Annotated in this window: 12 protein-coding genes; 7 read left to right on the top strand and 5 right to left on the bottom strand. The window is 72.3% G+C overall.

The annotated features are described in order from the left end of the window. The first annotated feature begins 27 nt into the window (after positions 1 to 27). The 3 genes from pheA (at position 28) to IE170_RS03355 (ending at position 3,571) form a co-directional block, all read left to right on the top strand. Positions 28 to 963: a prephenate dehydratase gene (gene pheA, locus IE170_RS03365; protein ID WP_189807798.1), complete on the top strand. Its 936-nt coding sequence runs from the start codon at positions 28 to 30 to the stop codon at positions 961 to 963. Positions 964 to 1,484: 521 nt separating this feature from the next. Beyond that, a complete protein-coding gene (gene serS, locus IE170_RS03360; RefSeq protein WP_189807797.1) occupies positions 1,485 to 2,762 on the top strand; it encodes a serine--tRNA ligase in 1,278 nt (425 codons plus the stop codon). Further along, entirely contained in the window at positions 2,759 to 3,571 is an 813-nt protein-coding gene (locus IE170_RS03355) for an HAD family hydrolase (RefSeq protein WP_189807796.1), read from the top strand. Before serS ends, IE170_RS03355 begins: the two co-directional genes overlap by 4 nt. A 260-nt stretch (positions 3,572 to 3,831) precedes the next feature. Here IE170_RS03355 and IE170_RS03350 read toward each other — a convergent pair whose 3' ends face one another. Genes IE170_RS03350 through IE170_RS03335 form a run of 4 tightly spaced genes read right to left on the bottom strand, consistent with a single transcriptional unit; the run spans position 3,832 to position 7,322 of the window. Then, positions 3,832 to 4,551 (bottom strand): ABC transporter permease, encoded by a 720-nt coding sequence (locus IE170_RS03350; protein ID WP_189807795.1) that lies wholly within the window; start codon positions 4,549 to 4,551, stop codon positions 3,832 to 3,834. A 14-nt stretch (positions 4,552 to 4,565) separates the two neighbouring features. Further along, on the bottom strand, positions 4,566 to 5,477 hold the full coding sequence (locus IE170_RS03345; RefSeq protein WP_189807794.1) for an ABC transporter ATP-binding protein: 912 nt from the start codon (positions 5,475 to 5,477) through the stop codon (positions 4,566 to 4,568). Beyond that, a complete protein-coding gene (locus tag IE170_RS03340; RefSeq protein ID WP_189807793.1) occupies positions 5,474 to 6,361 on the bottom strand; it encodes an ABC transporter permease in 888 nt (295 codons plus the stop codon). Before IE170_RS03340 ends, IE170_RS03345 begins: the two co-directional genes overlap by 4 nt. After that, the gene (locus IE170_RS03335) at positions 6,351 to 7,322 is read right to left on the bottom strand and encodes an ABC transporter ATP-binding protein (RefSeq protein WP_189807792.1); all 972 of its coding nucleotides are present in this window, start codon (positions 7,320 to 7,322) and stop codon (positions 6,351 to 6,353) included. The genes IE170_RS03340 and IE170_RS03335 overlap by 11 nt, the downstream gene beginning before the upstream one ends. 214 nt (positions 7,323 to 7,536) lie before the next feature. On the opposite strand from IE170_RS03335, the gene IE170_RS03330 reads away from it, so the two are divergent. Genes IE170_RS03330 through IE170_RS03320 form a run of 3 tightly spaced genes read left to right on the top strand, consistent with a single transcriptional unit; the run spans position 7,537 to position 11,161 of the window. Continuing rightward, positions 7,537 to 8,412, top strand: a complete 876-nt coding sequence (locus IE170_RS03330; protein ID WP_189807791.1) for a M24 family metallopeptidase — start codon at positions 7,537 to 7,539, stop codon at positions 8,410 to 8,412. Continuing rightward, on the top strand, positions 8,409 to 10,211 hold the full coding sequence (locus tag IE170_RS03325) for an SDR family oxidoreductase (RefSeq protein ID WP_189807790.1): 1,803 nt from the start codon (positions 8,409 to 8,411) through the stop codon (positions 10,209 to 10,211). Before IE170_RS03330 ends, IE170_RS03325 begins: the two co-directional genes overlap by 4 nt. Continuing rightward, positions 10,208 to 11,161, top strand: coding sequence for a MerR family transcriptional regulator (locus IE170_RS03320; RefSeq protein ID WP_373298941.1), 954 nt, complete (start codon positions 10,208 to 10,210; stop codon positions 11,159 to 11,161). Before IE170_RS03325 ends, IE170_RS03320 begins: the two co-directional genes overlap by 4 nt. Before the next feature lie 138 nt (positions 11,162 to 11,299). On the opposite strand, the gene IE170_RS03315 is transcribed toward IE170_RS03320, so the two are convergent. Beyond that, positions 11,300 to 12,055: an aquaporin gene (locus tag IE170_RS03315; RefSeq protein ID WP_189807789.1), complete on the bottom strand. Its 756-nt coding sequence runs from the start codon at positions 12,053 to 12,055 to the stop codon at positions 11,300 to 11,302. 133 nt (positions 12,056 to 12,188) lie between these two features. Here IE170_RS03315 and IE170_RS03310 point away from each other — a divergent pair, with 133 nt between their 5' ends. Further along, a complete protein-coding gene (locus tag IE170_RS03310; RefSeq protein ID WP_189807788.1) occupies positions 12,189 to 12,737 on the top strand; it encodes an RNA 2'-phosphotransferase in 549 nt (182 codons plus the stop codon). Positions 12,738 to 12,830: the final 93 nt, after the last annotated feature.

Raw genomic sequence — 12,830 nt, 5'->3', positions numbered from 1 at the left:
GCGGGTGCCCGGCATTAGGCTGGCCGCATGTCGGCCACCCGCTTCACCTATCTCGGTCCCGAGGGCACCTTCACCGAGGCCGCCCTCCGCACGCTGCCGGAAGCCGCGACCCGGGAGCTCGTCCCGATGGTCTCCGTGGCATCCGCCCTGGACGCCGTGCGCAACGGGGAGGCGGCGGCCGCCCTCGTCCCGATCGAGAACTCGGTGGAGGGCGGGGTGACCGCCACGCTGGACGAGCTGGCCTCCGGCGAGCCGCTGATGATCTACCGCGAGGTGTTGCTGCCCATCGCGTTCGCCCTGCTCGTTCGGCCCGGTACGGCCCTGTCGGATGTCAAGACGGTCACCGGGCACCCGGTCGCGCAGCCGCAGGTGCGCAACTGGCTGCGGGCGAACCTGCCGGACGCCGTGTGGGAGTCGGCCGCGTCGAACGCGGACGGGGCGCGGCTGGTGCAGGAGGGCCGCTTCGACGCGGCGTTCGCGGGCGAGTTCGCCGCCGCCACGTACGGGCTGGTGCCGCTCGTCACGGAGATCCACGACGCGGAGAACGCCGAGACGCGGTTCGTGCTGGTCGGCCGGCCGGCCCGGCCCGCCGCGCCGACGGGCGCCGACAAGACGTCGGTGGTGCTGTGGCTGGGGGACGACCACCCCGGTGCCCTGCTGGAACTCCTCCAGGAGTTCGCCGTGCGCGGGGTGAACCTGATGCTGATCCAGTCACGGCCGACGGGTGAGGGCATCGGGAACTACTGCTTCGCGGTCGACGCCGAGGGCCACATCTCCGACCGCAGGGTGAGCGAGGCACTCATGGGGCTGAAGCGGACCTGTCCGCAGGTCCGCTTCCTGGGCTCGTACCCGAGGGCGGGCGTCACCCGCAGTGACGTCCGGGCGCCGCGGCCGGGTACCTCGGACGGCGACTTCACGGCGGCGTCGGACTGGCTGACGCGTTGCCTGGACGGCCGCGCGTAGTCACGATTCGCCATCCACAGAGTTATCCACAGGTCGCGGCGCGGGCCTGTGGACTAGTCGACAGTTTCGGCACCCCGGGTCGACTTGTCGGCCTCCGCGGGCAGGTTTCGCGCAGGAGATCGGTGGATGAACAGCGTCACCCGCGTATCACGGATCAACTCTTTGGGGCGAGTCATTCCCACCCGAATGAGTGTGTGAGGGTGGTTTGGACCATGAATCGCCGGGAGGGCGCATCAGGGGGATTGATCTAATTCCGTGTCCACAGATGCGCCGCACAGCCTGTGGACAACCTTGTGGGCTGCGGCTTCCCTGTGGACAAGCGGCCTCCGACCGCACCGGCACCGCTGTCCGGATGCCGGGATTTCCCCCTTTCTCGGAATGGCCAGGTTTTATGGAGCGCGGAGCAGTCGACGACTTCCGGCCACGGGTACAGAGTTTTCCATTCGTTGCAATTAGGACATAGCGACACGCAGCGTGATATCGGTGTGAGCCCGGGAAGCTCAGGCCGGTAGCCTGGTGGGGTGATTGACCTCCGGCTGCTCCGTGAAGACCCCGACCGTGTCCGCGCCTCGCAGCGCGCCCGTGGAGAGGACGTCGAACTCGTCGACGCCGTGCTCTCCGCCGACGAGCGCCGCAGGTCGTCCGGCATGCGCTTCGACGAACTGCGCAACGAGCAGAAGTCGCTCGGCAAGCTGATCCCCAAGGCCTCCCCGGAGGAGCGGGCGGAGCTGCTGAAGCGCGCGGAGCAGCTCAAGGCCGACGTCAAGGTCGCGGAGGCCGAGCAGAACGAGGCCGACGAGACCGCCCGCGCCCTGCTGCTCAAGCTCGGCAACGTCGTCCACCCGGACGTGCCGGTCGGCGGCGAGGACGACTTCACCGTCCTGGAGACCCACGGCACCATCCGCGACTTCGCCGCCGAGGGCTTCGAGCCCAAGGACCACCTGGAGCTCGGCGAGCTGCTCGGCGCCATCGACGTCGAGCGCGGCGCCAAGGTGTCCGGCTCGCGCTTCTACTACCTGACCGGCGTGGGAGCCCTGCTGGAACTGGCCCTCGTCAACGCTGCCATCGCGCAGGCCACCGAGGCCGGCTTCATCCCGATGCTGACCCCGGCCCTGGTGCGTCCGCGCGCCATGGAGGGCACCGGCTTCCTCGGCCAGGCCGCGGAGAACGTGTACCACCTGGAGAAGGACGACTACTACCTGGTCGGCACCTCCGAGGTCCCGCTCGCCGCTTACCACATGGACGAGATCGTCGAGGCGGACAAGCTGCCGCTGCGGTACGCCGGCTTCTCCCCGTGCTTCCGCCGCGAGGCCGGCACGTACGGCAAGGACACCCGCGGCATCTTCCGCGTCCACCAGTTCGACAAGGTCGAGATGTTCTCGTACGTCGCCCCGGAGGAGGCCGAGGCGGAGCACGCCCGGCTCCTCGCCTGGGAGAAGCAGTGGCTGACCAGCCTGGAGCTGCCCTTCCAGGTCATCGACGTCGCCACCGGCGACCTCGGCGCGTCGGCCTCCCGCAAGTTCGACTGCGAGGCCTGGATTCCCACGCAGGGCAAGTACCGCGAGCTGACCTCCGCCTCCAACTGCGACGGCTTCCAGGCCCGCCGGCTGTCGATCCGCGTCCGCGACGGCAAGAAGACCCAGCCGCTCGCCACCCTGAACGGCACCCTGTGCGCGGTGCCGCGCACCATCGTCGCCCTCCTGGAGAACCACCAGCAGGCCGACGGCTCCGTGCGCGTCCCCGCGGCGCTCCGCCCCTACCTGGGCGGCCGCGAGGTCCTGGAGCCGATCACCAAGTGAGCCCGGCCCCGTTCCCCTACCAGCTCGTCGCGACCGACCTCGACGGCACCCTGCTGCGTGGCGACGGCACCGTCTCGGAACGCACCCGGGAGGCCCTCGCCGCGGCCACCGCGGCCGGGGCCGTCCACATCGTCGTCACGGGCCGCGGCGTGGCCTGGACCCGCCACATCCTCGACGACCTCGGCTATCAGGGGATCGCCGTGTGCGGGCAGGGGGCCCAGGTCTACGACGCGGGAGCGCACCGGCTGCTGACGTCCGTGACGCTGGACCGGCAGCTGGCCGGCCTGGCCCTGGCGAAGCTGGAGGCCGAGGTCGGTCCGCTGGCGCTCGCCGCGAGCCGCGACGGGGTCGACGGCGACGTGCTGTTCGGTCCCGGCTACCGGGTGCAGGGCGGCCTGCCGGCCCTGTACCTGGAGGACACGTCGGCGGTGTGGTCGGCCCCGCTGAACAAGCTGTACATCCAGCACCCCGAACTCGGCGACGACGCCCTGGTCGACGCGGCCCGCCGGACGGTGGGTTCGCTCGTGGACGTCGTGATGGCCGGGCCGGGAATAGTGGAGATACTGCCGCTCGGGCTGACGAAGGCGACCGGCCTCTCGCTGGCCGCGCGCCGGCTGGGGGTCAAGGCCGCCGGCACGATCGCCTTCGGCGACATGCCGAACGACGTCCCCATGTTCGGCTGGGCGGCGCACGGTGTGGCCATGGCCAATGCCCACCCGGAACTGAAGGCGGTGGCCGACGAGGTGACGACCTCCCACGAGGAGGACGGCATCGCGGTGGTGCTGGAGCGCCTGCTCGGCGCCGCGTAAGACCCGTTTCCCGCCGACCGGAGCCGCAGGGCCCGGCGCGGAGGCCCGTAAACGGCAGCGGTCCGGGGCGGCCCGCACCTGACGGTGCGCTCGAAGTGGCCGCCCCGGACCTTTTGTTGCTCCCCGCACGGCTCACTCTGCCCGGGGCCGGAGTCCCGTACCAGTGATTTTCCGCCGCCGCGGCGAGAGCCGGGCCCCGTCCGATCCGCATCGTGTTTCACGTGAAACATGCGGCGCCCGCGGGGCCCGTACGCCGGTGGCTACTCCTCACCGGCCAGCGTGAGCCGGCGCAGCTTCTGTCCCGCGTAGACGGTGGCGCCGACCGTGACGGCCACGAGGAGCGCGACCGCGGTGGGCAGGCCGACGGTCGCGTCGACGTAGCCCTCCCCGGCCACCTTCTCGGCCAGGGCCAGCGCCCACTGCTGGACGCTGAGGGTCTTGGCGCCGGAGACCAGGCTGCCGAACAGCGACTCCCAGATCAGGGCGTACACGAGGCCGAAGACGACCGCGTGCCGGCTGACCGTGCCCAGCAGCAGGAACAGCGCGCTGTAGGCGATGGAGGCGACCAGCGCGGCGATCGTGTAGGCGACCGCGATCTGCTGGCCGTTGTTGTTGAGGATGAAGCCGGCGATCAGCGTGGGGATCGCCGAGAAGGCCATCGTGACGGCGATCGCGACGATCAGCTTGGTCATGATGATCGTCGGCCGCTTCACGGGCTTCGACAGCAGGTAGACGATCGAGCCGTCGTCGATCTCCGGTCCGATCGCGCCGGTGCCGGCGATCACGCCGATCAGGGGGACCATGGTGGCCAGGGCGAAGCCGCCCAGCAGGTCCGCCGCGATCTTGTCGTCGAGCCCGGTGAAGGCCCGGACGGCGCCGGCGATGACGATGAGCATGGCCGGGAGCGCGAAGAGGATCAGCGCGCGGCGGCGGCCGAGGAGGGCCCGGTAGGTGAGCCGGGCCACGGTGGGGTTGTACATGGGTGCCAGCTCCTTCAGGCCGCGACGAGGTAGGAGAAGACCGACTCGAGGGACTCGTCGGAGGGCGAGACGGTCAGGAGCCGGATGCCGTGGGCGCGGGCGACCTGCGGCAGGAGCTCGGTGAAGCGCCCGAAGTCGGAGGCCTGGATGCGCAGGGCCCCTTCCTGGACGTCCACCTCGATACCGGAGGTGGAGGGGTCCGCGATCAGGGCGGCGGCGAGCGCCCGGTCGTCGGAGGAGCGGACCAGGTAGCGGTGCGGGCGGTCCGTCATCAGGCGCCGGATCTTGCGGAAGTCGCCGGAGGCGGCGTGGCGTCCGGCGACGACCACCTCGATGTGGGAGGCGAGCTGCTCGACCTCCTCCAGGATGTGGGAGGAGAACAGGACGGTCCGGCCGTCGTCGCCCATGCGCCGCAGCAGGTCCATCAGCTGCATGCGCTGGCGGGGGTCCATGCCGTTGAACGGCTCGTCGAGCAGCAGCACGGAGGGCTCGTGGACAAGCGCCGAGGCCATCTTCACGCGCTGCCGCATGCCCTTGGAGTAGGTCGCGATCTTGCGGTCCTGGGCGTACTCCATCTCGACGGTGGCCAGCGCCCGCCGGGCGGCTGCGTCGTCGAGGCCGTGCAGCTCGGCGTTGGCGACGACGAACTCCCGGCCGGTGAGGAAGTCGTACATGGCCTCGCGCTCGGGCACGACGCCGATCTGCCGGTACACCTGCTCGTTCCCCCAGATCGGGGTGCCGTCGATGGTGACGGTGCCCGTCGAGGGCGCGAGGAAGCCGCCCATCATGTTGATGAGGGTGGACTTGCCGGCGCCGTTCGGGCCGAGCAGGCCGGTGACGCCGGGGCCGACGCGCATCGTCACGTCGTTGACGGCGACGACGTTCCCGAACCAGCGGGAGGTGTGGTCGATGTCGATGGTGGTCACAGCCCGGCCTTCCGGTAGCGGGCCATCAGGGCGGCGTACGAGCCGGCGATGAGGGCCAGGATGACGAGCAGGTAGACGAAGCCGGCGCCCGTGGAGGGGCCTTCGCCGCTCGGGAAGGCGGTGGTCGCCCCGAGGAAGGCGGTCTGCATGCCGTCGATCAGGGTGATCGGGGAGAAGAGCCCCATCCACTCGATCGGGCCGGTGCTGCCCGCGCTGTAGGCGACGCCCTGGACGGCGGTCACCGCGCCGTACGGGATCAGCAGCATGGCGATGATGGCGGCGACGCCGAAGCCGCGGCGCGGCGTGAGCGCGGCCGTGACCAGGCCGAGGCCGGCGAAGAGCACCGAGAGCAGCAGCACGGAGACCAGTCCCTGGGCGAACCCCTTGGTCTGGTCCGCGAAGTCGAATTTGGCCAGCAGCGAGCCGATCCACATGATCAGCAGCGGCGTGGCGGTGAGGATGAACAGGGCGGAGGCCATCGCCGCGTACTTCGCGACGACGTAGTCGACCCGCTCGATGGGGCGCGAGAAGTACAGCGGCACCGTCTTGAAGCGGAGGTCGCGGGAGACGGACTGCGGTGCCTGCGACGCGAGGAACAGACCGATGATCATCTGGGTGGTCAGCGCGTACGTCGTGTACTTGATCGGCAGTTCGGTGGAGCCGGGCACCGCGATGGCGACGGCGACGATGATCAGCGCGGGGACGCACATCACCGCGAAGAGGAGCATCGGGAGCACCTTGGACTTGGCCGAGCGGCCCAGTCCGTAGGCGCCGCGCAGCGACTGCGAGTACAGCGACTTGCGGGCGTAGGAGCGGCCGAGCCGGGCGCCCTCGTAGGACCGGTAGCCGATGTTGTGGATCTGGGTGGAGGTGTCAGGCGCCATCGGTACCGGCTCCCTTCCGCTGGTCGTTGTCGCGGAAGACCTCCGCGATGTGGTGGCGCCGCTGTTCCATGCGGACCAGGCCGAGGCCGAGGCCCGCGACGGTGTCGCGGATGGTGTCGTAGGTGCTCTCCCCGGTGGCCTCGACGAGGAGGATGTGGCCGGCGCCGGGCAGGCCCTGCTCCTCGCCGGCGTGCAGGGCCAGTCCCGCCTCGGTGAGCGCCTTGCGCAGGGCGGCCGTGCCGTCCGGGTGCGCGTCGGAGTCGGTCACCTCGACCGCGAGGGTCGCCGTGATCTGAGTGAAGTCGCTGGTGGAGCTGGAGCGCAGGAGCTTACCGCCGTCGACGACGACCACGTGGTCGCAGGTTCGCTCCAGCTCGCCGAGCAGGTGCGAGGTGACCAGGACCGAGATGCCGAAGTCGGTGTGGACGCGGCGGATCAGGCCGAGCATCTCGTCCCGGCCGACCGGGTCGAGGCCGTTCGTCGGCTCGTCGAGGAGGACCAGCTGCGGGTCGTGGACCAGCGCCTGGGCCAGCTTGACTCGCTGCTTCATGCCGGTGGAGTAGCCCCCGATGGGCCGGTATCGCTCCTCGTACAGCCCGACGTGCCGCAGGGTGTCGGCCGTCCTCTCGCGGGCGGCGGCCGGCGGGAGGCCGGACATGCGCGCCATGTGGACGACGAACTCGGTGGCGGAGACGTCGGGCGGCAGGCAGTCGTGCTCGGGCATGTAGCCGACGCGCTCGCGGATGGCGCTGCCGTGCGTGGCGACGTCGAGTCCGAGTACGGCTGCGCGGCCCTCGGTGGCGGGGGACAGTCCCAGCAGGATCTTGATCAGCGTGGACTTGCCGGCTCCGTTGGCGCCCACCAGGCCGGTCACGCCCGGCCCGATGTCCAGGGAGAGCCGGTCGATGGCGGTCACTCGGGGGTACCGCTTGCTCAGGCTTTCGGTCGCGATGACAGTCACGGCTCAGACGTTAGCGGCGGCGTCCGCGCCGGTCGTCAGACCTGGAGGGCGGTCCGGTGTCAGCCTTCAGGACTACGGACCCTGACACAGGGCTGATGTGAACCGGACAAGTTTGTCCACAGGCGGCCTGCCCGCCCCTTGACGCGGTCTGCGGGCATTGTCACATTCATCAGTGGCAGGTTCGGGCGGTACGGCTTCTGGGACGGCGGCTGGCATGGCTGGGGACACCGGGAAGGGCACCACCGCGGCACCGCGCACCGGGCGGCTCACCGCCGACCTGCGCGGGTTCCGGGAGGTGCAGCGGCTGGCGTATGCCTGCGCGGAGGCGGTCGCCGCGCAGCTGCGGCCGGGCGTGACCGAGCGGGAGGCGGCGCGGATGCAGCGGGAGTGGCTGCGAGGGCACGGCGTGCGGGACTGGTTCCACCTGCCGTTCGCCTGGTTCGGGGACCGGACGGCCTTCGCGGGCTTCCGGGTGCCGCTCCAGTTCTTCCCGACGAACCGGGCGCTCGAACCGGGCATGCCCTTCATCCTCGACATGGCCCCGGTGTACCGGGGGTACGCGGCGGACATCGGCTACTCCGGCAGCCTCGGCCTCAACCCGGTGCAGGACCGGCTGATGTCGGACCTGCGCGCGCACCGCGAGCTGATCCTGCGGCAGGTCCGCGAGCGCCGGCCGCTGCGCGAGATCTACGAGAACGTGGACCGGCTGATGGTGCGGCAGGGCTACGCGAACCGGCACCGCGCCTATCCCTTCGGCGTCATAGCCCACAAGATCGACCGCGTGCGGGAGCGGCGCTGGTCGCCGACCGTGTTCGGGTTCGGCACGCAGTCCCTCAAGGGGCTCGTCGGGGACGCGCTGCACGGGCACCGGGAGGGCTGGTCGCCGCTCTGGAGCCCGTACCGGTTCTCCGACCACGCACCGCAGCCCGGCATGTGGGCGGTGGAGCCCCACCTCGGGTTCCGGGGGACGGGCGCCAAGTTCGAGGAGATCCTCGTCGTCACGGACTCCCGCGACCCCGAGGAGAGCGCGTTCTGGCTGGACGACGATCTGCCGCACGTGCGGCGCTGGGCCGAGGAGGGGGCAGCATGAGCGAGGCGGACGGGACGACAGGGGCGCGCCCGGCGGGGTGGAGCCCGGCCGGGGCGCGCGAGCGGCGCGTCGGCACGGGCGGCGTCGAGCTGTGCGTGGTGGAGCTGGGCGAGCGGGACCGGCCGACGGTGGTGCTGGTGCACGGCTACCCGGACACCAAGGAGGTCTGGTCGGAGGTGGCCGAGCGGCTGGCGGACCGCTTCCACGTCGTGCTGTACGACGTCCGCGGGCACGGCCGCTCGACCGCGCCGGCGCCGCTGCGCGGCGGGTTCACCCTGGAGAAGCTCACCGACGACTTCCTGGCCGTGGCGGACGCGGTGAGTCCGGACCGGCCCGTCCACCTCGTCGGCCACGACTGGGGGTCCGTGCAGGGCTGGGAGTTCGTGACCACCGCCCGGACCGAGGGCCGGATCGCCTCCTTCACCTCCATGTCGGGCCCTTCCCTCGACCACTTCGGGCACTGGATCAAGGAGCGGCTGGGCCGGCCCACCCCGCGGCGGGCCGCCCAGCTGCTCGGCCAGGGCGCCAAGTCCTGGTACGTGTACCTCCTGCACACGCCGCTGCTGCCGGAGCTCGCCTGGCGGGGCCCGCTCGGCAGGCGCTGGCCGGGGATCCTGCAGCGCGTCGAGCAGGTCCCGGCCGGCTCGTACCCGACCCCGTCGCTTCCGTCGGACGCCGCGCACGGCGCCTGGCTGTACCGGGACAACGTCCGGCCGCGGATGCGCCACCCCCGGCCCGACGCGTACGCCCACGCGCCGGTGCAGCTGATCACTCCGACCGGGGACGCCTTCCTGTCCGAGCGGCTCTACGACGGGCTGGAGCGCTGGGCGCCGGACCTGGTGCGGCGCACGCTGCCCGCCAAGCACTGGGTGCCGCGCACCCGCCCCGACCAGCTGGCCGCGTGGATCGCCGAGTTCGTCACCGCCCGGGAGGAGCCCGCAGCGCGTGCGGCGCTGAAGGCGCCCGGCAGGTACACCGACCGGTTCGCCGGCCGGCTGGTCCTCGTCACCGGCGCCGCCAGCGGCATCGGCCGGGCCACGGCGTACGCGTTCGCCGAGGCCGGGGCCCGGGTGGTCTGCGTCGACCGGGACGCCGAGGGCGCGGCGCGCACGGCCGAGATGGCGCGGCTCATCGGCGCCGCCGGGGCCTGGGGCGAATGCGCCGACGTCGCCGACGAGGCGGCGATGGAGAAGCTCGCCGCGAAGACCGCCGCCGAGCACGGCGTCGTCGACGTGCTGGTCAACAATGCCGGGATCGGGCTGTCGGGGCCGTTCCTCGACACCACCGCCGAGGACTGGAGGAAGGTCCTCGACGTCAACCTGTGGGGCGTCATCCACGGCTGCCGGATCTTCGGCCGGCAGATGGCCGAGCGCGGCCAGGGCGGGCACATCGTCAACACCGCCTCGGCTGCCGCCTACCTGCCGTCCAAGTCGCTGCCCGCGTACAGCACGTCCAAGGCCGCGGTGCTGATGCTCTCGCAGTGCCTGCGCGCCGAGCTCGCCCCGCAGTCCATCGGCGTCTCGGCGGTCTGCCCCGGCATCGTCAACACCAACATCACCTCCACCTCCCGTTTCACCGGGGTGGACGGCGCCGAGGAGAAGCGGCGACAGGAGCGCGCGGCGCGGCTGTACCGGCTGCGCAACTTCCCGCCGGAGAGGGTCGCCGACGCCATCCTGCGGGCCGTCGTGCACAACGAGGCGGTGGTGCCGGTGACGCCGGAGTCCAAGGGGGCACTGTGGCTGTCGCGGTTCGCGCCCGGTGTGCTGCGGCGGCTCGCCCGGCTGGAGCCGCGCCTGTGACCGGGGCCGCGCCGGGAGTGGCCGACCAGGTGGCGGCCGAGTACCGGATCGAGGACCTGGCGCACCGCAGCGGGGCCACGGTGCGCACGATCCGGGCCTACCAGGACCGGGGCCTGCTGCCGAGACCGGAGCGGCGCGGCCGGTCGAACGTCTACCGCGACGCGCACCTGGTGCGGCTGCGGCAGATCGCCGACCTGCTGGACCGCGGCTACACCCTGGCCTCCATCAAGGAGCTGCTCGAAGCGTGGGACGAGGGGCGCGGGCTCGGCGGGGTCCTGGGCTTGGCCGCCGAGGTGCAGGGGCCGTGGAGCGACGAGGAGGCGGGCCGGGTCAGCCGGGCCGAGCTCGACGAGCGGTTCGGCGGCACCCCGGACGACGCGGCCGTCGCCGAGGCGTGCGACCTGGGCGTCCTGGAGCGGATACCCGGGTGTCCGGACGAGTTCCTGGTTCCCTCCCCGCAGGAGCTGGCGGTGGCCGCCGAGCTGTATGCGGCGGGAGTGCCGCTGCGGGCCATCGCCGGGCACCTGCGGGAGCTGCGCGGGCAGGTGGAGCACATCGCCTCGCGTTTCCTGGAGTTCACCACCGAGCACGTCTTCGCCCGCTACCTCGGGCAGGTGCCGCCGACGGACACGGACGCGGAGGCGGCCGCCGAGATGGTCCGGCGGCTGCGTCCGCTCGCGCAGCAGACGGTGGACGCCGAGCTGGCCCGCGCGATGAGGCTGTTCGCGACGCGGCACCTGCGCCACCACCTCGGGGCGGCCGGGGGTGCGCAGCCGCCCGGGACGGCGGCCGTCCCGCTGCCCGGCGAGACCGTGCGGGCGGTGCAGGAGCTCGTGGGCGCCGAGCACGTGGCGGAATTCGTCCGCGCCGCTGCCGAGCGGGAGGTGCAGGCCCGGCGGATGAACGACCTTGCTCGCCGCAGAGCCGGACGGGGACCGGGCACGGCGTGATCCACAGGCCGCCGTAGTCCACAGGGCGGATCACTCGTTTACCGTCAAATCCCACCCAACCGGCTGTGGACAACCCGAGTTTTCCTGTGGGCAAACCTGTGGACGACGCACCGTCCGGATGGCTTGCGCGGCAGCACGTCAGCCAGCGGCCCCGACCGCCCTGCCGGCCACGGGCTTCGCCGCGCCGTCCGCCCGTACGGCCGCGCGCCCGCCGCGGCCTCCGTAGAGGAGGGCGGCGAGGGCGAGGCCGAGCGCTCCGCCGGCGAGCTGCGCCGCCACGAAGCCGGGCAGCGACTGCGGCGCGATGCCGGTGAAGGAGTCGCTGAAGGCACGCCCCACCGTGCCGGCGGGGTTGGCGAACGAGCCGGAGGAGGTGAACCAGATCGCACACGCGAGGTACGCCGCCACCGCCCCGGGGACGAGCCGCGGCCGCCCGGTGCGGTCCAGGCCCTGGATCACCAGCACCAGTCCCGCGGTGGCGACGACCTCGCCGACGAGGAGGTGGCCGCCCCCGCGGACCTGGGTGGCGAGGGCGCCGGGCCCCCGGCCGAACATCGCCTCGGCGAGGAAGGCCCCGGCGACGGCCCCCGCGGTCTGCGCGGCGGCGTAGGCCGGCACCTCCCTGCCCGGCAGCCCGGCGCCGCCGCGGCGGCGCGACCACCACGAGGCGAGGGTGACGACGGGGTTGAGGTGCGCCCCGGAGAGCGGCCCGAAGAGGGTGACGGCCAGGCCGAGGCCGATGGCCGAGGCGAGCGAGTTGGCGGCCAGGGCGACACCGGTGTCGCCGCTGAGGGCCGCCGCCTGGATGCCGGATCCGACGACCACCGCGAGGAGGCCCGCGGTGCCCGCGAACTCGGCGGCCGCGCGGCGCGGCAGGGAAACGTGGATCGTCATGGGTCCTCCCCCGGAGCAGACAGGTAATGGAAAATATATTCCGTATACCGAAAGGGAGGTGCCGTGGGTGCCGCTCGGCCGCAGCGGCCGAAATCCGGTGCGGACCTCGGCCCCGCCCCGGCAAGCTGGGCGCATGGACGACAGACGCACCGTGAAGGTGTCCAAATACATGTCGAAGCACCTGCGCCACCAGCCGGAGCGCATCGGACTGCGCCTCGACCCGCAGGGCTGGGCCGAGATCGACGACCTGCTGGCCGCGGCCGCCGCCCACGGCTTCCCCGTCACCCGCGCCGAGCTCGACCACGTCGTCGCCGCCAACGACAAGCAGCGGTTCGCCGTCGACGGGACCCGCATCCGCGCCAACCAGGGCCACACCGTGCCCGTGGACCTGGCCCTCCCGGAGGCCGAGCCGCCGGCGCACCTCTACCACGGCACCGTCGCAGCGGCGCTGGACGCCATCCGCACCGAGGGCCTGCGCCCGATGGCCCGCCACCACGTCCACCTGTCCCCCGACCGGGAGACCGCCACCCGCGTCGGGGCGCGCCGCGGCCGCCCGGTCGTCATCGGCGTCGACGCAGCCGCGATGCGGGCCGCCGGGCACGTCTTCCGGATCAGCGCCAACGGGGTGTGGCTGGTGGACGCGGTACCGCCGCAGTTCCTCCGCCTGCCGGGGCCGCACTGAATTTCCCGGCAGACTGTCAGATCATCCCCCTAACCTGTTCCCCATTCCGGGATCCGTGAGGGGGGGCACCTCGCGATCGCCGAACCACCCATG

The organism is Streptomyces toxytricini, from assembly GCF_014649915.1.
Lineage (GTDB): Bacteria > Actinomycetota > Actinomycetes > Streptomycetales > Streptomycetaceae > Streptomyces > Streptomyces toxytricini.
Note: the sequence above shows the minus strand (reverse complement) of the source record. Positions and strands in the feature narration are given on the sequence as shown.